Source organism: Crossiella sp. CA-258035, assembly GCF_030064675.1.
Classification (GTDB): domain Bacteria; phylum Actinomycetota; class Actinomycetes; order Mycobacteriales; family Pseudonocardiaceae; genus Crossiella.
This window is the reverse complement of the sequence record NZ_CP116413.1, coordinates 4,318,877-4,340,071: the sequence shown is the minus strand read 5'-3', so window position 1 is coordinate 4,340,071 and position 21,195 is coordinate 4,318,877. Positions and strand designations below refer to the sequence as shown.

At 72.0% G+C, this 21,195-nt stretch carries 21 protein-coding genes and 1 pseudogene; 16 read left to right on the top strand and 6 right to left on the bottom strand.

Annotation, left to right across the window (positions count from 1 at the left end; all coding sequences use genetic code 11):
- Window positions 1–35: 35 nt before the first annotated feature.
- From N8J89_RS19725 to N8J89_RS19700, 6 genes are all read left to right on the top strand, one after another.
- Window positions 36–1,463 (top strand): APC family permease, encoded by a 1,428-nt coding sequence (locus tag N8J89_RS19725; RefSeq protein ID WP_283665845.1) that lies wholly within the window; start codon window positions 36–38, stop codon window positions 1,461–1,463.
- Entirely contained in the window at window positions 1,460–3,388 is a 1,929-nt protein-coding gene (locus tag N8J89_RS19720; RefSeq protein ID WP_283665844.1) for an N-acyl-D-amino-acid deacylase family protein, read from the top strand. Before N8J89_RS19725 ends, N8J89_RS19720 begins: the two co-directional genes overlap by 4 nt.
- Window positions 3,385–4,182, top strand: coding sequence for a GNAT family N-acetyltransferase (locus tag N8J89_RS19715; protein ID WP_283665843.1), 798 nt, complete (start codon window positions 3,385–3,387; stop codon window positions 4,180–4,182). The genes N8J89_RS19720 and N8J89_RS19715 overlap by 4 nt, the downstream gene beginning before the upstream one ends.
- A complete protein-coding gene (menC, locus tag N8J89_RS19710) occupies window positions 4,179–5,297 on the top strand; it encodes an o-succinylbenzoate synthase (RefSeq protein ID WP_283665842.1) in 1,119 nt (372 codons plus the stop codon). The genes N8J89_RS19715 and menC overlap by 4 nt, the downstream gene beginning before the upstream one ends.
- Window positions 5,294–6,460 carry a serine hydrolase domain-containing protein gene (locus N8J89_RS19705; RefSeq protein ID WP_283665841.1) on the top strand — a complete coding sequence of 389 codons (1,167 nt, stop codon included), beginning with the start codon at window positions 5,294–5,296 and terminating at the stop codon, window positions 6,458–6,460. Before menC ends, N8J89_RS19705 begins: the two co-directional genes overlap by 4 nt.
- A gap of 73 nt (window positions 6,461–6,533) precedes the next feature.
- Window positions 6,534–7,679, top strand: a complete 1,146-nt coding sequence (locus N8J89_RS19700) for an agmatine deiminase family protein (RefSeq protein WP_283665840.1) — start codon at window positions 6,534–6,536, stop codon at window positions 7,677–7,679.
- On the opposite strand, the gene N8J89_RS19695 is transcribed toward N8J89_RS19700, so the two are convergent.
- Entirely contained in the window at window positions 7,676–8,845 is a 1,170-nt protein-coding gene (locus N8J89_RS19695) for a serine hydrolase domain-containing protein (RefSeq protein ID WP_283665839.1), read from the bottom strand. The two genes, N8J89_RS19700 and N8J89_RS19695, sit on opposite strands and share 4 nt — an antisense overlap.
- 115 nt (window positions 8,846–8,960) lie before the next feature.
- Between N8J89_RS19695 and N8J89_RS19690 the strand changes: the two genes are divergently transcribed.
- Window positions 8,961–9,683, top strand: a complete 723-nt coding sequence (locus N8J89_RS19690) for a GbsR/MarR family transcriptional regulator (RefSeq protein WP_283665838.1) — start codon at window positions 8,961–8,963, stop codon at window positions 9,681–9,683.
- A 35-nt stretch (window positions 9,684–9,718) separates the two neighbouring features.
- On the opposite strand, the gene N8J89_RS19685 is transcribed toward N8J89_RS19690, so the two are convergent.
- Window positions 9,719–10,651 (bottom strand): phosphotransferase, encoded by a 933-nt coding sequence (locus N8J89_RS19685; RefSeq protein ID WP_283665837.1) that lies wholly within the window; start codon window positions 10,649–10,651, stop codon window positions 9,719–9,721.
- A gap of 318 nt (window positions 10,652–10,969) precedes the next feature.
- Window positions 10,970–11,632 carry a TetR/AcrR family transcriptional regulator gene (locus N8J89_RS19680; RefSeq protein ID WP_283665836.1) on the bottom strand — a complete coding sequence of 221 codons (663 nt, stop codon included), beginning with the start codon at window positions 11,630–11,632 and terminating at the stop codon, window positions 10,970–10,972.
- 91 nt (window positions 11,633–11,723) lie between these two features.
- On the opposite strand from N8J89_RS19680, the gene N8J89_RS19675 reads away from it, so the two are divergent.
- Window positions 11,724–12,431: an NAD(P)-dependent oxidoreductase gene (locus tag N8J89_RS19675; protein WP_283665835.1), complete on the top strand. Its 708-nt coding sequence runs from the start codon at window positions 11,724–11,726 to the stop codon at window positions 12,429–12,431.
- 6 nt (window positions 12,432–12,437) lie between these two features.
- Here the strand turns inward: N8J89_RS19675 and N8J89_RS19670 are convergent, their stop codons facing one another.
- Window positions 12,438–13,076 carry a TetR/AcrR family transcriptional regulator gene (locus N8J89_RS19670; RefSeq protein ID WP_283665834.1) on the bottom strand — a complete coding sequence of 213 codons (639 nt, stop codon included), beginning with the start codon at window positions 13,074–13,076 and terminating at the stop codon, window positions 12,438–12,440.
- Window positions 13,077–13,215: 139 nt separating this feature from the next.
- Between N8J89_RS19670 and N8J89_RS19665 the strand changes: the two genes are divergently transcribed.
- The 5 genes and pseudogenes from N8J89_RS19665 (at window position 13,216) to N8J89_RS19645 (ending at window position 15,290) form a co-directional block, all read left to right on the top strand.
- Window positions 13,216–13,389 (top strand): hypothetical protein, encoded by a 174-nt coding sequence (locus tag N8J89_RS19665; RefSeq protein WP_283665833.1) that lies wholly within the window; start codon window positions 13,216–13,218, stop codon window positions 13,387–13,389.
- Window positions 13,308–13,568, top strand: a pseudogene (locus N8J89_RS19660) (SRPBCC family protein); the annotation flags it as partial. The gene N8J89_RS19665 and the pseudogene N8J89_RS19660, both read left to right, overlap by 82 nt.
- Before the next feature lie 47 nt (window positions 13,569–13,615).
- On the top strand, window positions 13,616–13,993 hold the full coding sequence (locus N8J89_RS19655; RefSeq protein WP_283665832.1) for a hypothetical protein: 378 nt from the start codon (window positions 13,616–13,618) through the stop codon (window positions 13,991–13,993).
- 18 nt (window positions 13,994–14,011) lie between these two features.
- Window positions 14,012–14,584 carry a PadR family transcriptional regulator gene (locus tag N8J89_RS19650; RefSeq protein WP_283665831.1) on the top strand — a complete coding sequence of 191 codons (573 nt, stop codon included), beginning with the start codon at window positions 14,012–14,014 and terminating at the stop codon, window positions 14,582–14,584.
- A 43-nt stretch (window positions 14,585–14,627) separates the two neighbouring features.
- Entirely contained in the window at window positions 14,628–15,290 is a 663-nt protein-coding gene (locus N8J89_RS19645; RefSeq protein ID WP_283665830.1) for an AraC family transcriptional regulator, read from the top strand.
- 23 nt (window positions 15,291–15,313) lie between these two features.
- Here the strand turns inward: N8J89_RS19645 and N8J89_RS19640 are convergent, their stop codons facing one another.
- Entirely contained in the window at window positions 15,314–15,460 is a 147-nt protein-coding gene (locus tag N8J89_RS19640; protein ID WP_283665829.1) for a hypothetical protein, read from the bottom strand.
- A gap of 300 nt (window positions 15,461–15,760) precedes the next feature.
- On the opposite strand from N8J89_RS19640, the gene N8J89_RS19635 reads away from it, so the two are divergent.
- The 3 genes from N8J89_RS19635 to N8J89_RS19625 all read left to right on the top strand — a co-directional run bounded on the left by N8J89_RS19635 (window position 15,761) and on the right by N8J89_RS19625 (window position 18,767).
- On the top strand, window positions 15,761–16,969 hold the full coding sequence (locus N8J89_RS19635) for an MFS transporter (protein WP_283665828.1): 1,209 nt from the start codon (window positions 15,761–15,763) through the stop codon (window positions 16,967–16,969).
- A gap of 37 nt (window positions 16,970–17,006) precedes the next feature.
- The gene (locus N8J89_RS19630) at window positions 17,007–17,576 is read left to right on the top strand and encodes a TetR/AcrR family transcriptional regulator (RefSeq protein WP_283665827.1); all 570 of its coding nucleotides are present in this window, start codon (window positions 17,007–17,009) and stop codon (window positions 17,574–17,576) included.
- 180 nt (window positions 17,577–17,756) lie between these two features.
- Entirely contained in the window at window positions 17,757–18,767 is a 1,011-nt protein-coding gene (locus N8J89_RS19625) for a LacI family DNA-binding transcriptional regulator (RefSeq protein ID WP_283665826.1), read from the top strand.
- Window positions 18,768–18,778: 11 nt separating this feature from the next.
- Here N8J89_RS19625 and N8J89_RS19620 read toward each other — a convergent pair whose 3' ends face one another.
- Window positions 18,779–21,193, bottom strand: a complete 2,415-nt coding sequence (locus tag N8J89_RS19620; protein ID WP_283665825.1) for a glycoside hydrolase family 95 protein — start codon at window positions 21,191–21,193, stop codon at window positions 18,779–18,781.
- Between the last annotated feature and the right edge of the window lie 2 nt (window positions 21,194–21,195).

Here is a 21,195-nt window from a genome sequence, read left to right as displayed (position 1 = left end):
ATGGCGGCACCCCTCGGAAACGGAATGAGGCCGCCTTGCGCAACGGTGTGTCGCTGCGGGAGCAGCTACTGCGGCGAAAACCAGTGCACGCGCTGCTGGGTGAGGCCACCGGCGGCCTGCGCCGGACCATCGGGACCTTCCAGCTGACGATGATCGGCATCGGCGCCACCATCGGCACCGGGATCTTCTTCGCGCTCAGCTCCACCGTGCCCAAGGCCGGACCGGCGGTGATCGTCTCCTTCGTGCTCGGCGCGGTCACCGCGGCGCTGACCGCGCTGTGCTACGCCGAGCTGGCCTCCGCCGTGCCGGTCGCCGGGTCCTCCTACTCCTATGCCTACGCCACCCTCGGCGAGCTGGCCGCGGTCGCGGTCGGCTGGTGCCTGCTGCTGGAGTACGCGGTCTCCGCCGGGGTCATCGCGGTCACCTGGGGCCAGTACCTCAACGACCTGACCGAGCGGCTCTTCGGCGCGCAGCTGCCCGCGGCGATCACCGCGCCACCCGGGCAGGGCGGCTACGTCAACCTGCCCGCGGTGGTCCTGGTGGGGCTGTGCTGCCTGCTGCTGGTCCGGGGCGCGCGGGAGTCGGCGGTGGTCAACACGGTGATGGTGCTGCTCAAGCTCGGCATCCTGGCGCTGTTCGTGGTCGTCGGCGCGGCCGGGTTCGACGCCGGGAATCTGCACCCGTTCGCCCCCATGGGTTTCGCGGGGGTCGGCGCGGCGGCGGCCACCGTCTTCTACTCCTTCATCGGCCTGGACGCGGTGTCCACCGCTGGTGAGGAGGTGCGCGACCCGCGCCGCACGCTGCCGCTGGCCATCCTGTGCGCGCTGCTGGTGATCACCGCGGTGTACGTGCTGGTGGCGCTGGTCGGCATCGGCGCGCAGCCGTGGACGGCCTTCGAGGGCCAGCAGGCCGGGCTGTCCGCGATCCTGGAGCGGGTCACCGGCGGCGGCTGGCCGGGGCCGGTGTTCTCCGCCGGGGTGGTGATCTCGGTGGTCAGCGTGATCCTGATCGTGCTGTACGGGCAGACCCGCATCCTGTACTCGATGGGCCGCGACGGCATCATCCCGCCGGTGTTCTGCCGGATCGCGCCGCGCACCGGCACCCCGGTGGCCGGCACCGTGCTGGTGGGCGGTTTTGTCGCGCTGATCGCCGCGGTCGTGCCGCTGGACCAGCTGGCGAACCTGACCAGCATGGGCGCGCTGGTGGCTTTCGCGGTGGTGTCCCTTGGCGTGATCATCCTGCGGCGGCGGGAGCCGGAGCTCAAACGCGGCTTCTCGGTGCCCGGCTACCCGGTGGTGCCGCTGCTGTCCATCGGCTGCTGCGGCTACCTGGTCTACCAGCTCCCGGCCGGCACCTACCTGCTCTTCGGCGGCTGGCTGCTGCTGGCGCTCGCGGTCTACCTGCTCTACAGCCGCCACCACTCGCGGCTCGGCGCTCACGGAGGAAAGGAACGCACACCATGACGCGCACACCACGGCGGGGTGTGGCGGCCGTGCTGGCCGCCGGGCTCCTGCTGGCCTCGCCCGCACCGGCGGTGGCCGCGCCACCGGAACTGGACGCGATCATCCACGGCGGCAAGGTCTTCGACGGCAGCGGCGCACCCGGCCGGATCACCGATGTGGGCCTCAAGGACGGGCGCGTGCACCGCGTCGGCGACCTCAGCCGGGTCCGGGCCAGGGCGCGCTATGACGCCACCGGCCTGTTCGTCACCCCGGGCTTCATCGACGTGCACGCGCACACCGACACCGGCGCGCCGCTGGCCTCGGCGAAGAGTTCGCTCACCCAGGGCGTGACCACCGAACTGCTCGGCCCGGACGGCGGCGGCGCGTACGAGATCTCCCAGCAGCTCAAGGAGCTGGACGCGGTCGAGAAGGGCATCAACGTCGCCCCCTACGTCGGCTTCAACTCCGTGTGGGAAGCCACGATGGGCGAGAAGGACACCCGCCCGACCGCCGCCCAGTCGGCCCAGATGCGCGCCCGGATCGAGAGCGGCATGCGCCAGGGCGGCTGGGGCGTCTCCGGCGGCCTCGGCTACCCGCCTGCCTCCTACGCGCGCACCAACGAGGTCATCGACGTGGTGCGCGGCGCGCGCGCCTGGCGGACCCTGTTCACCGACCACATCCGGGACGAGACCAACCTGGTGGTCGAGTCCACCGCCGAGGACATCGCGATCGGCAAGGCCGCCGGGCTGATGCCGGAGATCACCCACCTGAAGGTCGCCGGTCCGCGCAACTGGGGCAAGTCGGCGACCGTGCTGCGGCTGCTCCGCGAGGCGCGGGCCGCGGGCACGCACGCCGGTGGCGACGTCTACCCCTACACCGCCGCCTCCACCGCGCTGGAGTTCTACGTGCCGGGCTGGGCCAAGGACGGTGGCACCGCGGCGATGCTGGCCCGCTTCGCCGATCCCGCGCTGCGCCCGCGCATCGACACCGAGACCAGCGCGTTCGTCCGCGATGACGTCGGCACGCCGGACAAGGTGGTGCTGCCGGAGCTGGCCAACAGGTCGGTCGCCGACCTCATGGCGGAGTACGGCGGGGTGAGCATCGGCGAGGCGATCATGCGGATTCTGGCCGCGCACAACGGATCCATCCTCGCCGTGATGCACATCGGCTCCGAGCAGGACCTGGCCAACTTCATCACCGATCCGTTCGTCGCGTTCTCCTCCGACGGCGGCGTCACCGACTCCGCGCAGACCCATCCCCGGCACTACGGCAGCTACCCGCGGGTGCTCGGCCGCTACGTCCGCGACCGCGGCCTGCTGTCCTGGGAAGAGGCGATCCGCAAGATGACCGGCCTGCCCGCGACCATGGTCGGCATGGTCGACCGCGGCTACCTGGCCGAGGGCATGGCCGCGGACGTGACGGTCTTCGACCCCAAGACCATCGGCGACCGGGCCACCTTCGAGCAGCCGAAGCAGTATTCCGTTGGTGTGCGGCAGGTTTTCGTCAACGGCAAGCTCGCCCTCACCGGCGGCGAACCGACCCGCGCCGCAGCCGGACAGGCGCTGCGCCGGGCCGCCAGCATGCCCACCAGGCCGCAGAACGCGGACCGCGACCTCACCGCGAGCGCGGCGGGCCTGCTGCGACCCCTGGAAGGCCGTGGCGCCAGCGTGGTGGCGGCCTCGCTCAGCCAGCGGGCCGGGGAGCGGTCCGCCTCGGGCGCGGTGCTGGTCGCCGGTCCGTTCGGCGTGCTGCGCTCGACCCGCCTCGGCAGGCTGCAGACCGCCGACGGGTGGTTCAGCGTGACCGGAATCGGCAGGCTGGCCAACGGCACCGAGCGCGCGTTCACCCTGACCGTCGACGAGCACGACCCGCTGGCCGGACCTGGTCAACGGCGGGCCACGGTCCGGATCGACGGGACCGGGCTGAGCTACGGGAGCCTGACATGACGATCAAGACCGGGCCCAGCCTGGCCGGGGTGACCGTGCGGGAGCTGCACACCACCGAGGAGTGCGTGGCCGCTGAGCTGCTGCTCGCCGGGGTGTGGGGCACTCCCCCGCACGCGCCGCCGATCCCGGCCGACCTGCTGACCAGCCTGCTGCACAGCGGCGGCTGCGTGCTCGGGGCCTTCGCCGGGGAGGCGGTCGTGGGGCTCACCGTGGGCGTGGCCGGCGCACCCGGGTCCGACAGCCTGTACTCGATGGTCGCCGCGGTCGCCGCCACGCACGCCGGTCGCGGCATCGGGCTGGCGCTCAAGCAGACCCAACGGCTGTGGGCGCTGGAGCGCGGCGCTGCCACCATGGTGTGGACCTTCGACCCGCTGGTGCGGCGCAACGCGCACTTCAACCTCAACCGGCTCGGCGCCCGCGTCACCGACTACCGGAAGGACTTCTACCCGCCCATGAACGACCTGGTGAACCGAGCCGACCACACCGACCGGCTCGTCGTGACCTGGCACCTGGCCGACCCCGCACCCCTTGCCCCACCTGAGGATTCTGGACCGCGCGTGCTCGACCAGGACGCCCAGGGCGAGCCGCTGGTCACCGGCGCACCGGCCGATCCGGTCCTGCTGGCCTGGGTGCCACCGGACATCGAGACCATGCGCCGCGAGGATCCCGCCAAGGCCCGGCGCTGGCGGCTGGCCTCGCGCACGGTGCTGGCCCGTGGCTGGACCGCCGGGTACCGCCCGGCCGGGATCACCGCCGAGGGCTGCTACCTGCTGCGCCAGGAGCAGGCGGCATGACCGGCACCCGGATCGAGCTGCGCACCGTGCACATGCCCCTGGTCCGTCCTTTCAGGACATCGAAGGGCGTGGAGACGGAGCGGGAAGTGTTGCTGCTGCGCTGGATCGGACCGGAGGGGGAAGGCTGGAGCGAGTGCGCCGCCGGTCCCGAACCGGTCTTCTTCGCCGAGTACCTCGACGGCGCGCAGCACGTCATCGAGCACGTGCTGCTGCCGCTGCTGCCCACCGCCGAACCGGTCACCGCCGCTCGCGCGCAGCGGCTGATGCGCCGGGTGCCGGGCAACGTGCTGGCCAAGGCCGCCGTGGAGACCGCCATCCTGGACGCCGAGCTGCGCGCCAGCGGCATGCCGCTGGTGGACTACCTGGGCGGCGTGCGCGAGCGGATCGAGGTCGGCGTCTCGGTCGGCATCGCGGCTGACCTCGCCGAGCTGCTGGCCTGGGTCGAGGGCTACCTCGCCGAGGGTTACCGCCGGATCAAGCTGAAGATCGAGCCCGGCTGGGACGTCGAGCCGGTGGCCGCGGTGCGCCGGGCCTTCGGCGACGAGCTGCTGCTCCAGGTCGACGCGAACCAGGCCTACGGCAGCGCGGACACCCAGGTGCTGCTCGCGCTGGACGAGTTCGGCCTGCTGCTGCTGGAACAGCCGTTCCCGGCCGACGAGCTGGTCGCGCACGCCCGGCTGGCCGAGCGGATCGGCACCCCGATCTGCCTGGACGAGTCGATCACCGGCCTGCAGAGCGCGACCACCGCGCTGGCGCTGGGCGCGGCCGACGTGATCAACATCAAGCCGGCCAGGGTCGGCGGCTACCTGGAAGCGCGGGCCATCCACGACCTGTGCCGCACCAACAACATCCCCGTGTTCTGCGGCGGGGTCCTGGAAACCGGTATCGGCCGGGCGGCCAACCTGGCCCTGGCCGCGCTGCCCGGGTTCACCCTGCCCGCCGACATCTCGGCCACCAGCCGCTACTACACCAACGACATCACCCAGTCCTTCGAGCTGGTGGACGGCTGCCTGGAGGTCCCGGCGGGACCGGGCAGCGGCGCGGTCATCAACCACGACGCGCTCGACTCGGTCACCACCGGGGTGCGGGCGATCGACCTCAGGGAGGCACCATGAGCGGCCGGTTCCGGCACTGCGTTCTCATCCTGGCCCTCGCCGTGGCCAGCGTCCTGCCCACGCCCGCGGCCGCGGCGCCGGAGCGGGACTTCGCCAAGAAGATGGACGAGGCGCTGGCGCAGGCCTCCGCCGCCTTCGGTGACGCCGGCGTCCAGGCCGTGGCGTTGCGCAACGGCCGGGTGCTGTGGTCGGGCACCCGCGGCGCGGCGATCAACGAGCCGCGGCAGCCGGTCACCGAGGGCACCATGTTCTCCTACGCCAGTCTCAGCAAGCTGATGCTGACCACGTTCGTGCTGCACCAGGTCGAGAACCGGGTGCTGGAGCTGGACAAGCCGATCTCGGCCTACGTCGGTGACGAGGTGGCCGGCTCCCGGGTGGTCACGCTCCGGATGCTGCTCACCCACACCAGCGGCTACCCCGACCTGTACTCGGACCCGGCCACCGCGCCGCTGTTCCCGCCCAGCGCGAAGTACGACCCGAACCGGCCCTACACCTTCGAGCAGCTCAAGGCCGGTATCCGCGAACCGGTCGAGCCAGGGGCACGCTTCGCCTACTCCAACACCGGCTACATCGTGCTCGGCCACGTGCTGACCAGGACCACCGGCGGCGACCACGGACTCCGCCGCGCCTACCGGCACTTCCTCCAGCGCGCGGGCACCCGGCAGACGCCGATGACCGAGCACCTGGTCACCATGGACCGCTCCGCGCAGGCCCTGCGCCGCTTCGCGCACGGCTACAGCCGCCAGGAGGACGGCTCGCTGCAGGACTTCTTCACCGCCTACGGCGCCAAGGGCATCCCGACCGACCTGTACGGCCTGCCGTTCACCGACGGCGCGCTGGCCGGCACCGCACTGGGCGCGGGCCTGGTCCTGGACGCGGCGTTCGCCCGCGGCAACCTGCTCCGCCCGGACACCGTGCGCCGCATGACCACCCCGTCCCCGCAGTCGGAAGCGAGCCCGGACGGGCGCGGCTACGGCATGGGCACCTCCCGCACGAAGTCCGGCGGCCGCACCTGGCAGGGACACGGCGGCAGCTACGTCGGGTTCACCTCGATGGCCGGGACCGACATGGCTCGCGGGGTCACGATCGCCGTGGTGGTCAACCGGAACCAGGCGCCGCACCCGGCGGAGGCGATCTGGCGGAAGCTCACCGAAGTGGCGTGACCCGGCACCACTCCGCTAGGCTGACTGAAATTTCAGTTAATGGCCGCCGCCCAGCCTACCGTGGAGTGACCGAGTGCCGCCCAACCCGCTGTCCCGCCGAACCGTGCTGCACGGCCTCACCGGGCTGAGCGCGCTCGCCCTCACCACGGCGTGCTCAGCCCGGGACTCCCCTGCTCCGGCGACCTCTCCCGCCACCTCGCCGGAGCAGGTGGCGGCCCCTGCCCGGCGGTTCGGCGCCGAGTGGGAACCACACGCCCGGACCTTCCTGTCCTGGCCGGCCGCCACCGCGATCTGGGGCGCGGACCTGAGCGGGGTCCGGGCGGACATCGCGCGGCTGGCGCAGGCGATCTCCGGTTTCGAGCCGGTGGTGCTGCTGGCCCGGCCGGAGCAGGCCGAGGCGGCGCAGCGGGCCTGCGGCAAGGAGGTGGAGGTGGTGCCGATCCCGGTGGACGACCTGTGGGCGCGGGACACCGTGCCGGTGTTCGTCGAGGAGGGCGGCAAGGTCGCCGGGGTGGACCTCCACTTCAACGGGTGGGGCCGAAAGCAGCAGCACGACCGGGACGGCAAGGTCGCCGCCGCGGTGCTGGCCAGGTACGGGATTCCCGGTGTGGCCACGCCGCTGGTGGGCGAGGGCGGCTCGTTGGAGACCGACGGGCAGGGCACGCTGCTGGTCACCGAGAGCTCGATGGTCAACGACAACCGCAACCCCGGGATGAGCCGGGACCGGGTCGAGGCGGAGCTGAAGAAGGCGCTCGGCGTGCGCAAGGTGATCTGGTTCGCCGGGGTGCGCGGCGAGGACATCACCGACGCGCACGTGGACTCACTGGTCCGCTGCACCCCCTCCGGCACGGTGCTGCTGGACCAGGCCGCCCCGGGCACCGCACCGGACTCCTGGTCCCGGGCCGCCGCCCAGGCCAAGGAGGTGCTGCGCGCGGCGACCGACGCCGACGGCAAGCCGTTGCAGGTGGTCGAGCTGACCCAGCCGGACCCGGACCTGGTGGCCGGGTACCGGGACACCAGCGTCATCTCCTACGCCAACTTCTACGTCGCCAACGGCGCGCTGTTCCTGCCCCGCTTCGGCGACCGCCAGGCCGACGACCGGGCCCAACAGGTGTTGCGCGAGCACTTCCCCAGCCGCGAGGTGGTGCCGGTGGCGATCAACGCGATCGCCGCCGGCGGGGGTGGCATCCACTGCGCCACCCACGACCAGCCCCGCTAGCGGAGGTCGGGCGAGGTGAGCTGCGTGGCGGTGCGCGATGCCGGGCCGGTGCACAGGGCGGCGGGCAGGACCTGGTTGAGCATGGCCAGACGCGCGGCGGGCGGTGCGGTGAGGTCCATGCTCATGCCCGCGCTGATCTGGCGGTCGGCGGCCCTGGTGTGCATGCTCCAGGTGTTGAAGCCCGCGAAGTCGCCGCCGTGGCCCCACCAGTCCGGTCCGCCGCACGGACCGGCCACCGTCATCAGGCCGAGGCCGTAACCGAAGGGGCCCAGGGCATTGGGCCGGGCGGTGGTCATCTCGCGCAGTTGCGCCGGTGGCAGCAGGTCGCCGGCGAGCAGGGCGGCGAAGAAGCGGTTGAGGTCGCGGGCCGAGCTGATCAGGTTGCCGGAGGCCCAGACCCGGGACATGACGTAGGTCGTGACATCGGTGGGTGGCTTGTCCGGGTAGAGCTGCTCGTAGCCGCGGGCGGCCGGGCGGAGCAGGAACGGCTGGTGCGCGGGGAACTCCGTGTCCCGCAAGCCGAGCGGCACCGTGATCCGGCGGGCCAGCTCGACCGCGAACGGGCGACCGGTGAGCTTCTCGACCAGCAGGCCCAGCACCGTGTAGCCGGTGTTGGAGTAGGAGAAGGAGGTGCCGGGAGCGAACAGCAGCGGTTTGCCGGTGGTCGACTCACGCACCAGCTGCTCGGGGCCGAACCGCTGGAAGCGCAAGGTGTCCACCTCGGCCAGCGTGGTCCAGTGCGCGATGTCCCGGGGCAGGCCGCTGGTGTGCCCGAGCAACTGGCGCACGGTGATCGGCTCCGGGTACGGCAGCAGTCCGGGCAGATGACCGGCCACCGGGTCGTCCAGCCCCAGCTTGCCCTCGCCCACCAGTTGCAGGACCACGGTGGCGACGAAGGTCTTGGTCACACTGGCCACCCGGAACCGCCCCTTCGGATTCGGTGCCCGCGCCTGCCCCAGCTCCGCGGTACCGGCCACGCCGCGCTCAGGGCTGCCACCGGTCACCGCCTCGGCATAACTGGCAGGCACCCCCGCCGCGACGACCGCGCGCAGTGCGGGGCCCAGACGCGACGGGTCGGCGGTGGCGGTGGGCGTGACCACGCTGACCGCCAGGGCGCAGACGCCGAGCACGGTCAGCGCCCTTCTTCTCCTACCTGGTAACACCATGTGGGCAGGATGTCCGCCGGGAAGTCCCCCCACCAGTGCCGCCTATCACGAGCGACCGTGACACCTGTCAGCTGATCTTCAGCACAGCTCGAAGAACTCATTGCATACTCGTGCCATGCCAGGAGCACGGCTGACCCACCAGGACCGCCAGGAGATCGCCGAGGGGCTGCGCGAGGGCCTCACCTTCGCCGAGATCGCCAAGCGGCTGGACCGCCCGGCCTCCACCATCACCCGCGAGGTCGCCCGCAACGGCGGCGCCACGGGCTACCGCCCCAACTCGGCCCAGCTGGCCACCACCCGCCGCGCCCGCCGCCGCCCGGTGCACCGCCTGACCACACCACCGGCGACCACACCCGCACCTGGCCAAGACCTGGTACGCGAGTTCGAGGAGCGCTTCACCGACCAACTGGTGCGCAACGGCGTGCCGCGAATGATGGCCAGGGTCCTGACCTGCCTGCACACCACCGACTCAGGCAGCCTCACCTCAGCAGACCTGGTCCGCCGCCTCCAGGTGAGCCCAGCCTCGATCTCCGCGGCGGTGAAGTTCCTGGAGGAGCAGGAACTGATCACCCGGGACCGGGACGGCAACGCCCGCCGCGACCGCTACTTCATCGGCGACGACGTCTGGTACCGGGCAATGCTGGCCAGCGCCCAGGTCAACCGGGAGCTGGGCGACACCGCGAAGGAAGGCGCACAGCTGTTCGGCCCGGACAGCCCGGCCGGCCAGCGGCTGCGCGATGTCAGCGTGTTCCTGGAGCGGGTGCACGACAACCTGGTGCTGGCGGCCGAGGAATGGCGCGCGGTACGAGCGGCCAGCCAGCCCGCAACGGAACCGTAGTCGCCTCGAACCCGCGCTGGCATTGGTGTTGGCGGCTAGGCGTTCGCTCGGCGGAGGCGGTCGGTTGCCTGCGCGCGGAGGGCGTCACCGGACCCCGGGGGATTACCGTGCAGTGCTTCCCAACGGACGTCGTGCGCCGCCGGCCACAGGCTGGCCGCCCACGCGACCTCCAGCTCCGCCGCGGTGAACCGGCGCCCCCGAAGATCCTGGTAGGCCACCAGGAACGCCTCGGAACTCTCGATCGGCGGCAGCGTGGCCGGCCCGGTCTTGGGAAACACGCCACTCGCCGCTCCCACCAGCGCCGCCTCCGGCTGCCACGCCAGGCTGTCCCAGTCGTGCACGGCCCAGACCTGGCCGTCCTGCCAGCGGAGGTTCTGCGCCTCGAAGTCGGCGTGGCCGAGCACGCACGGCAGGTCGGCGGCCAGCAACCGGTCGCGGACCCGCTCGGCCGTGTCGAGGACGTACCCGGGCACGAGGCTCTGGTCCCGTTCGTCCAGGAACCCGATCGCCGGCCACAACCCGGAATCCGGGTGGTCCCAACGCACCCAGCGCGGATTCGGCACCGGAGGCGCGACAACCACGTCGACCAGTTCGCCCATCAGCCGGGCGAACACCCCCGCGTAGCGCACGGCGACCGCCGGCGAGTCGCCAGGCAACAGTTCACCGCCGGGCCGATACTCCTCAGCGTGCACGGCCAGCGCACCGGCAGCGTCATCAACACTGACCACTGGCGTGAGTGGCCGGGCACAGGGAAACCCCCGCTCCGCCAACCGGGCCTGCGCGGCAACACACGACGCGGCCCGGCCGTCGTCCTCCCGCGCCTTCACCACGACGTCCCGCCCAGCGGCCAGCCGCAGCCCGAACACCGCCGATATCGACCGCACCTCGAACAGCACGCCGACCGGCTCGTCCCCCAACTGGTCCACACACCAGGCCGGCAACCAGTCCGGCAGATCATCCAACGGCACGGTGCCGACTGTGCCACAGGCGCCGGCAGCGATCTGGCCGCGCCAACAACGGTCATCCCTGCTGGCCTCGCACCAGTCGAGAAGGAGTCATGGGCAACAATCCCCGGCGCGCGACGCCTCGGGATGAGCGCGCGACCGGGCTGGGGATCGGGGCGTAGGCTCGCTGGCTGGATCCTGACAGCGTGTTCTTCGTGTCCGGCAAGAACGAGCCGCCGCGGGGCGAGCAGTGCCGGGGGCGTGCGGCCGAGCTGGCCAAGCAGCTGCACGCCGCGACCCAGCCGCGGTGATCCGCTTGCGGCGGCAGCGAATCCGGGTCGGCTAGGCCAGGTCCGGGTGCAGGGCGTCCAGGATCAGCTCGAGGCCGAAGTCGAACTCGTCGGCGTACTGGTAGTCCGGGCGCAGCGCGTGGTCGGCGATGAGCTCGGCCAGGTGCGGGTACGCCTCGGCCGGTAGCTCGCTCAGGATCTCGCCCGCGACCTCGTCCAGTTCGGCGCGGTTGCTGAACGGCAGGCTCGACTCCTGGAGCACGAAGCCGTACAGGTAGCTGTCGATCACCGAGAAGGCGTGCGCGGCCAGCGCCACGGAGAAGCCGCCCGCGCGCAGTGCGCCCAGGACAGCGTTGTGGTGGCGCAGGGTGGCTGGGCCGGGCCGGCGGCGGGAGTCCAGCAGGCCGACGGCCCACGGGTGGCGGCGCAGGACCGCGCGGGCGGCGGTGGCGCGGGCGCGCATGGCCTGCTTCCAGTCGGTGTCCGCTGCTGGCAGGTCGATCTCGGCGAAGACCGCGTCGACCATGCCGTTGAGGATGTCCTCGCGCCCGGCTACGTGGTTGTACAGCGACATCGCCTCCACGCCCAGCTGGCCGGCGATCGCGCGCATGGTCACCCCGGCCGCGCCCTTCTCATCGGCCAGCGCCAGGGCGGCGGCGACCACCCGTTCCCGGCTCAGCGGCGCCCGTTTCGGTTTCGCGCCGCGTTCGCCCATGGCTCCTCCTGCCGGTTGACGGACTTACATAGTAAGCCTAGCGTGACTTACAACGTAAGTCCGGCGGGACACGAGTGGTGGGAGCGGGAAGATGAGCACAGAACGGATGCGGAAGGTCTGCATCGTCGGGGCCTCGGGCAAGCTCGGGCAGTACCTGATCCGGCACGCGCTGCAGCACGGCTACCAGGTGGTCGGCGTGTGCCGGGAGCGCAGCGTCGGCAAGCTGGCCGAGTTCGCCGACCGGATCACCATCGTGCCCGGACCCACCAACGACCCCGAGGTGATCAGGCAGGCGGTCGCGGGCTGCGACGGCGTGCTGACCGTGCTCGCTCCCTGGGGCGTCCGGCAGTACTCCTCGGGCACGGCGCAGGCGGTGCTCGACCACGCCGATCCCGCCGCCCGCCTGGTCTTCTCCTGCGGCTGGCACGTGGCCAGGGACGACCGCGACTGCTACACCTGGCGGTTCCGGGCGACCGTCCGGTTGGTCACCTGGCTGGCCCGGCTGGTGCGCGCGGTGGAGATCGACGACCAGGTGGAGGCGGGCAGGCGGATCTTCGCCAGCGACCGGCGGTGGACCCTGGTCAGGGGCAGTGACCTGGAGGAGGGCGACAGCCAGGGCCTGCCGGTGTGGCGTCGCCACGTCGGCGACCCGGCGCTGGCCAGCAACCGGACCCGGCGGGTGGACTTCGCGCTGTTCATGGTGGCCGCGCTCACCGACGACTCGCTGGTCCGGGAGGCCCCGGCGATCGTCGGCCGCCTCTCCCCCAGCGCGCTGGCGCACGCCGGGGCGGCGGGCTGACCACGCTCACTCCGCCAGCAGCGCGGCCAGTTCCTCGGCGAAGAGCAGGTCGGGGTCGAACCCCATCCCGGCGAAGTGACCGGCGAGCTCCAGCGAGAGCACGCCGTGCAGGCGGGTCCAGAAGGACAGCGCGCGGTGCAGGGCGGCGGCCGGGGCCGGGTGGCCGCCCGCCCAGTCGCGGTGGCCGTCCAGGTGGGTGTCGAACGGGGTCGGCGGCCGGTCCGAGGGCAGTGCGGCGCAGGCCTCCATCAGCACCGTCATGACCTCCGAGGAGATCGCGGTGGTGTCCGCAGGCGCGTGGTAGCCGGGCACCGGCGTGCCGTAGATGAGGAAGTACCGCTGCGGGTCGGCGCGCGCCCACTCCCGCATCACGGCGGCCAGCCCGGCCAGGTCGGCGCCGGCGTCGAAGGCCGCGCGGACGGTGTCGGCCAGGCTGCGGTAGGCGTCCCGGATCAGCGCGGTGATCAGCTCGTCGCGGCTGGCGAAGTACCGGTACAGGGCGGGGCCGCTCAGGCCCACCTGTTTGGCGATCGCGTTGAGCGACAAGGCCGGCACGCCGGCCGCGGCGATCTGCTCCCACGCGCGCTCCTTGATCTGCTCACGCACCTGGGCCCGGTAGCGCTCCCGCGGGCTCTGCTCCGTCACCGGTCACTCCCCATCTCTCGGCCTGACACGGCCGAAGTCTAGTTAGACCCTCTCACTTTCGCTATTGACACCTCGACTGGCCGAGTTATAGCTTCTAACAAACGCGATAGGCGCTTACACCTCAGCCAGGAGCAACGCCATGACCAGCACCAACGCCAGCCCGGCCCGGCTGCGCGCCGCCCTGACCGCCGTCCCGCTCGCCGCCGCCGACATCCTCGCCGCGGCCGCCCCGGCCCAGGCCGCAAGGGTTCGTGGTTCCGGTGGACCACCCCGGCCCCGGCCACGCCGGTCACCCCCGCGACCACCCTGGTGATCACCTCCTCGGTCAAGCAGGTCAAGCACAACCAGTGCGTCCGCTGGAGCGGGCCCGCCATCGGCGAGGGGCTGCGCATCGACGAGGGCGTGCACGTGTGGAACTTCGTCAAGGTCAAGGGCGGCGTCATCGTGCGCACCGAGGAGAGCTGGACCGGCAAGCAGATCGAGTCCGCGCCCCCCGTCTGCCCGCCTGACCACCACCCCGACCTCGAGGAGCAACAGCCATGACCACCACCCCGCAACGCACCCGCACCCACCGCCCCGCACTGGCCGTGCCCATCGCGGCCTGGGCCTTTCCCGTCTTCGTGCTCGGCGGCTTCGGCCTGCTCTCCGGCTTCCCCGTGCTCGTCCTGCTGATCAGCACCCTGCGCGACCCCCGGCTGCGCGCCCTGCGCTGGTGGAGCGCGGCGAGCGCGGTCGCCTACGCCACGCCGCTGGCGTTCTGGCTGCTCGGGTCCAGTGACGCGCCGAGCCTGACCAAGTTCATGAGCCCGCTGGTGACCGGGATCGTGATCGCGGTCGGCGTGGTGGTGGCCATCGCGCACCTGGTGCACCGCAGGCGCTCCGCCGCACCGCGCCGTCACATGCGGATCAACCGATGAGGACATTAAGCTCGATACATGTCTGTTCAGCACGTTCTGCTCGGGGCACTCGAAGCCCGGCCGATGAGCGGCTATGAGCTGACCCAGCTGTGCAGCGCCTCCACCCGCTGGGTCTGGTCAGCGCCGCAGAGCCAGATCTACCCGGCGCTGAAGACCATGGCGGCCGCCGGGCTGATCGAGGGCACTCAGCACCAGACCGGCGGCCGGACCAGGACGGTCTACTCCCTCACCAAGGCCGGGCTGCGCGAGCTGCGGGAGTGGGTCGGCACCCCGCACGCCAGCCCGCCGAGCCGGGACGCGCTGGACGTGCAGGCGCTCTACTTCGACCTGGTGGAGCCGGCGGCGGCCAAGCGGGTGCTGACCGAGTTCATCGCCGAGCAGGAGGCCGTGGCCGAGCACGCGGCGGCGCACAGCGCCCGGCTGCTGGCCAAGGACACCGAGCTGTTCAAGGAACGGATCGGCCACCGGCCGGCAACCGAGCACGACCGGATGGTCAAACTGAAGGCACACGTGTTCGCCGGACAGGCGGCCGTGGCCAGAACCAGGATCGCCTGGGCCCGGGACGGACTACGGCTGCTCGACGAGACCTGATCCGGCACCTCCTGGCCGATCAACACATCATCAGGAGGTTCCCGTGAACGCCGTCATCGTCACGGCGGCCAAGGCGCTGGCCGAAGCCGCCCGCACGCGACCCGCCAACGGGGTACTGACCGGGTTCGTCGCCTTGTTCACGCCGGGCTTCCCGCCGCGGCTGGCGCACGCCCGGCCGCTGGTGAGCCCGTTCGCGCCCGCGGCGCGCGCGGTGCCGCTGCCGGAGTGGGGTGGACTGATCGCGGCCACGACCGAGCTGGTGCGGGAGTACCGGCGGGCGGTGCGGGAGACGCCCTCGCCGGTGACGGCGGAGCTGTTGCGGCACCTGCTCGGCGCGCTGCTGCTGCGGCTGGCGCGGTTGCCCGGCCTGGTCGCCGAACCCGCTGACGGGCCGTTCTCCCGGTTCCGGGAGGAGCTGGAGCGGTCCTTCGCGAGCAACCGCAACGCCGCCGACTACGCGGCCAGGGTCGGCTACTCGCTGCGCGGGCTCAACCGGGCATGCCAGGCGGTCACCGGGCGGACCGCCAAGGCACTGATCGACGAGCGGGTTGCCTTGGCGGCCAAGCGGTTTCTCGCGCAGACCGACCTGCCGGTAGCTGCGATCAGCCGTCGGCTGGGGTTCACCGAGCCCACCAACCTCGGCAAGTTCTTCACCAGGGAGGCCGGAGTGTCCCCCGGGGCGTTCCGGGAGCGGGAGCAGGGCTGACCGCGGCCAGCAGCTGGCACACGTCAGCAGATGCCGTTGTCGTGCGGCAGCGCCGACGGGACCGGCGCGATGACGTCCCAGTGCTCGACGATCCGTCCACTGTGGACCCGGAAGAGGTCCCAGTAGGCCACCGGGACGCCGAACTCGCCCTCGGCCACCACCCGGTGCACGGTCTTGTACCGCAGGTGCTTGCCCTGCTCCGCCCAGCGCTCGGCGGTCGGCGACCACCCTGGCCAGTTCGTAGCGGAAGCCGTCGGGCAGGCCGGCGACCAGTGCGCGCAGGGCCTCCGGGCCGTCGGCGGCGAGTGAGCTGTGCTGGCGGTAGTCCGGGGCGACCCAGCGGTCCACCGCGGTCGGGTCCCTCAGGAACGGCCGTGGTCAGAATCGCACCTGCTTGCCGAAGTAGACAGACCTGTCTATGGTCGACTGGGACTGAACAGACCTGTCTACTCAATCTGGAGGTGCCCGGCATGGCCCGGACCCCGCGGCTGCCGGACTCGGCGGCGCTGTACCTGCTCGCCTCCCTGGTCGTCTCGCTGCTCGCCTCCTCCAGCGCACCAACCCCGCTGTATGCCCTCTACCAGCAGCAATGGGGGTTCTCGCCGATCACCACCACCATCGTCTTCGGCGTGTACGCGGTGTCCGTGCTGGCCGCCCTGCTGGTGCTGGGCAAGCTCTCCGACCACCTCGGCCGCAAGCCGGTGCTGCTGGTCGCGCTGGTCGTGCAGGCCGCCGCGATGCTGGTCTTCGCCACCGCCGACGGGGTGGCCGCACTGCTGGTCGCCAGGGTCGTGCAGGGGGTCGCCACCGGGGCCGCGATCGGCGCGCTCGGGGCGGGCATGCTCGACCTGGACGCCCAGCGCGGGCAGCTGGCCAACGCGGTCGCGCCCGGCATCGGCACCGCGGTGGGCGCGCTGTTCTCCGCGCTGCTGGTGAGCTACCTGCCCGCGCCCACCGAGCTGGTCTACCTGGTCCTGCTGGTGGTGTTCCTGGTGCAGGGACTGGGGATCGCGCTGATGCGGGAGACGGTCAGCCGGGCCCCCGGCGCGCTGGCCAGCCTGCGGCCGGAGATCACCCTGCCCAGGGCGGTGCGGGCCAGGGTGCTGACCGCCGCGCCGGCGCTGTTCGCGGTGTGGGCGCTGGCCGGGCTCTACGGCGCGCTCGGCCCGGCGCTGGTGACCAGGCTCGGTGGCGGCGGATCGCCGGTGCTGGGCGGGCTGAGCCTGTTCACCATGGCCGGGGTCGCGGCGCTGACCACGGTGGTGCTGCGCACGCAGTCCCCCGGCCGGACCATGCGCACCGGGGTGGTCGCGCTGATCATCGGCGTGGCGGTCACCCTGGCCGGGCTGGAGGCCGGTTCGCTGCCGGTGTTCTTCCTGGGCACCGCGATCGCCGGGATCGGCTTCGGCGCGGGTTTCCAGGGCGGCCTCCGCACCTCGGTGCCGCAGGCCGCGCCGCACGAGCGGGCCGGGGTGCTCTCGCTGCTGTTCGTGGTGTCCTACCTCGGTTTTGGGGTGCCCGCGGTGGTCGCCGGAGTCCTCGTCGTGCACGGTCCCGGTCTGGTGGGCGCGGCGCTGATCTACGGCGGCGTGCTGATCGCGCTGGCGCTGCTGGCCTTGGTCCGGCTGCTCACCCCGGTGCGGACGAGTGATCCCGAGCCGGTGCCGGTGCGGCTGTAACCTGTGGGTTCGTCCGGTTCGAAGGAGTGTGGCGAGGATGGCTACCGCGGCCAAGGTGTCCGCCCGGGAGCGCTTGCTCAGCGCCGCCGACGAGTTGTTCTACCGCGAGGGCGTGCGCTCGGTGGGCATCGACCGGGTGATCGAGCACGCCGGGGTGGCCAAGGCCTCGCTGTACAACACCTTCGGCAGCAAGGACGAGCTGATCCACGCCTACCTCAAAGGCAGGCAGGACCGGATGGCCGCGCGCATCCGGGCCGCAGTCGACGCGGCCGGGACACCGGAGGCCAAGGTGCTCGCGGTCTTCGAGGCCCAGGCCGCGCTGTACGCCGAAAGCGGCTACCTGGGCTGCGCTTTCCACCGCGCCAGTGCGGAGTCCCGGCCCGGCGACCGGGTGGAACAGGCCACCAGGGAGTACCGGGCCTGGGTGCGCGGGCTGTTCGCCGAGCTCGCCGAACAGGCCGGGGCCAAGGATCCCGCGGCACTCGCGCACCAGCTGCACCTGGTCTACGACGGCACCGGGCACGCCACCCGCACCGACCGCGATCCGGGCGCGAGCGCGGTGGCCCGGACCGCGGCGAGCGCGCTGCTGGCGGCGGCACTGGCCTGATCCGCCCCCGGGCGGTGAGTCCTGACCCGCCCGCGCGTCAACGGCATGCCCATCCCGGTCCGTAACCGGCCGGAAACCGGATGGGAACCGTCAGCAGCCTGGAAGCGCTCCCAGATTTCGATATTCTGGGTTGGCTGGGCTGACGCGGATGGGGTGGTGGATGTGACGGTCCAAGGTGAGATGCGGCCCACGCTGGAGGATGTCGCCGCCTACGCCGGTGTTTCCCGCTCGACCGCGTCCAGGGCGCTCAACGCCGAGGTCTACGTCAGCCCCGATGCCCGGGAGAAGGTCCTGGTCGCGGCCCAGGCGCTCGGCTACTCCCCCAACCAGGCGGCCCGTTCTCTGGTCACCCGCCGCACCAACGCCATCGCCCTGGTCCTGTCCGAGCCGGAGCCCAAGGTGCTGGAGGACCCCTACTTCGCCGAGATAGTCCGCGGCGCCTTCCGCGAGCTGACCGGACGCGGCAGCCAGATGCTGATGATGCTGGTGGACAGCAGGCAGGACGTGCCGGGCACGTTGCGCTTCCTGGACGGCGGCCACGTCGACGGCGCCTTGGTCTTCGCCTCCCACCAGGCCGACCCCCTGCCCACCGCGCTGCGCCTGCTCCGGTTGCCGATGGTCTTCGGCGGCGGCCGGCCCGGCAGCGGCACCCGCGGGCTGCACCTGGTCGACTTCGACAACGAGGGCGGCGCGAAGCTCGCCGTCGAACACCTGCTGTCCTTGGGGCGCAAGCACATCGGCACCGTGGCCGGCCCGCAGGACCAGCGCTCGGCGATCGACCGCTGCGCGGGCTGGCGCGGCACCCTCGGCCTGGACGAGCGCGCCGCCGCCCGTCTGTCCGAAGAGGGCGACTTCAGCGCCGAGAGCGGTGAGCGGGCGATGGCCCGGTTGCTGAGACGGGTGCCCAGGCTGGACGCGGTGTTCGTGGCCAACGACCCGATGGCCGCGGGCGCGTTGCGCGCGCTGCGGGCCGCGGGACGGCGGGTGCCGGAAGACGTTGCCGTGGTGGGCTTCGACGACCACCGCGGGCTGGCCGAGGCCACCCGGCCACCGCTGACCACCATTCACCAGGACCCGCGCGGGCAGGTCCGGCAGATGGTCGACACCCTGTTCCAGCTCATCGACGGAGCGGGCCCGGCGCCAGGCAGGCAGGTGCTCCCGGTGAGCCTGGTCCGCCGGGACTCCGCGTGACCCGGTGAGGCTCAGCTCTGCACACCGGTTGCCCGGTAGGTGCGGCCCGCCACGGCGGTGAAGGTGACCCGGTCGCCGTCGCGGGCGCCGCCGACGGACTGCCCCGTCGAGGTGTCGGTGAGCGTGTACCGCCCGGTGAACATCTTGCTGCGCAAGGTCAGGCTGCCCGAGGCCGCCGGTTTCGCCGTGAAGTCCAGGCCGCCCGCGGTGGTCCAGGCCGCGTCCACGGTGACATTGCCGCGAGCCTTGAGGCCGGTCACCGAGCCCGAGGTCCAGCCGCTGGGCTTGGCGGGCAGGACGTGGACGTCACCGTGCTGGCTCTGCAGCAGCATTTCGGTCATACCCGCGGTCGCGCCGAAGTTGCCGTCGATCTGGAACGGCGGGTGGGTGTCGAACAGGTTGGCCAGGGTGGAGTTCTTGAGCAGCTCGACGAGCATCTTGTGGGAGTGGTCGCCGTCGAGCAGCCGGGCCCAGAAGTTGATCTTCCATGCCTTGCTCCACCCGGTTCCCCCGTCGCCGCGCGCGGTCAGCGACACCTTGGCCGCCGCACCAAGAGCGGAGCCTGCCGCGATCTGCCTGCCGGGGTGCAGGGCGTACAGGTGCGAGACGTGCCGGTGGTCGTTGGTCTGGCTGTCCAGATCGGCCTTCCACTCCTGCAACTGCCCCCACGAGCCGATCCGCAGGCCGGGGTCGAGCCGGTCCAGCGCGCCCTGCACCCGCGCGCGGAACGCGGCGTCCACGCCGAGCGTGCCGGCGGCGGCGATGGTGTCCTTGAACAGACCCCACACGATCTGCTGGGCCATCGAGCCGCCTGCGGTGAAGTCGCCGTGTTCGGGCGAGTACGACGGCGTGGCGACCAGCTTGCCGTCCTGGGGGTCGGTGCGCAGGTTCGCCAGCCAGAACTCGCTCGCGCCCTTGAGCAGCGGGTACACCCTGTGCAACAGCGCGGGATCCAGGTTGAACCGGTAGAGGTCGTAGAGCTGGGAGGCCAGCCAGCCGTTGGCCTCGGGGAACCAGAACGCCGTCGCCCAGTCGTGCACACCGGTGAAGCCGAACGGGTTGGTCTCGTTCTGCACCACCCACCCGCGGGTGCCGAAGATGTTGGCCGCGCTCCGCTCGCCGGGGGCCTTGAGCTGCTCCACGAACCGGACGTACGGTTCCGCGGTCTCGCCGAGGTTCGCCTGCGCGGCGGGCCAGTAGTTCATCTGGACGTTGATGTTGGTGTGGTAGTCCGACGCCCACGGTGGCGAGGTCGACTGGTTCCACACCCCTTGCAGGTTGGCGGGCAGCGATCCCGGCCGGGAGGACGCGATGAGCAGGTACCGGCCGTACTGGTAGTACAGCGCCTCCAGCGCGCGGTCGGCCGCCGAAGCGCCACCGGTGTAGGCGGCGCGCAGGTCGTCGGTGGGCTTGTCCGGCACCGATTGGCCGATGTTCAGCTTCACCCGGTCGAACAAGGCCTTGTGGTCGGCGATGTGCTCCGACCGCAGGATCGCGTAGGACTTCGCCGCCGCGGCGTCCACCGCGGCCGTGACCGCGTTCCTGGGGTCAGCGCCGCGGTAGTTCGGGTAGGTGTCGGCGTAGTTCGTGCCGGCGCCGACGAGGAAGGTCGCGCTGTTGGCGCCCGACACCGTCACCGTGCTGCCGCTACTGGTGACCGTGCCGCCGTCGGTGAGCACGCGGACCTGCGATTCGAAGATCATCCCGTTGTCGGCCAGCTGACCGCGGATGGTCAGCCTGCCGTTCGCCGCGGAGGCGGTGAAGTCGGCCCGCGGTGAGGTGTACCGCAGGCTGAACGACACCTTGCCCGACTGGTTCGCGCCCAGTCGCCCGGCGATCACCTTGCCGCGGTGGCTGGCGAAGTACTCGCGGTCGTGCACGACACCGCCCTGGGTGTAGCCCACCTCGGCGATGGCGTTGCCGATGTTCAGCTCGCGGCGGTACCCGGTGACGGCGCTGGACTGACCGGTCAGGTCCAGGTGCAGGTCGCCGAAGGTCTGGTAGGCGCCGAACCCGGACCTGCGCTGGCCGAGCTTGCCCGCCACCCAGTTCGGGGCGGCCTTGCCGTCCCGGCCGATGGCGTCGACGACCTCGCGCAGCGCCCCCGGACGCGGCGAGGTCCAGTTGCCGGAGTTGTGCCCCGGTGAGCCGGGGCCGCCGGTCCACAGCGACTTCTCGTTGAACTGCAACCGTTCCGAGGGCACACTGCCGAACACCATCGCGCCCAGCGCGCCGTTGCCGATGGGCAGCGCGCGGCTCTCCCAGTCGGTGGCGGGCTCGTCGTACCACAGGGTGTTGCCCTCCGGCACGGCCTGCGCCGTCGCGGCCGGGACACCGGAGTGCCGCAGCGCCAGGCCCGTCGACGCCACCGCCACCACAGCGGTGGCCACGGCCACCAGGCGGGTGCCCGAGCTGAGCCTGCTCATAT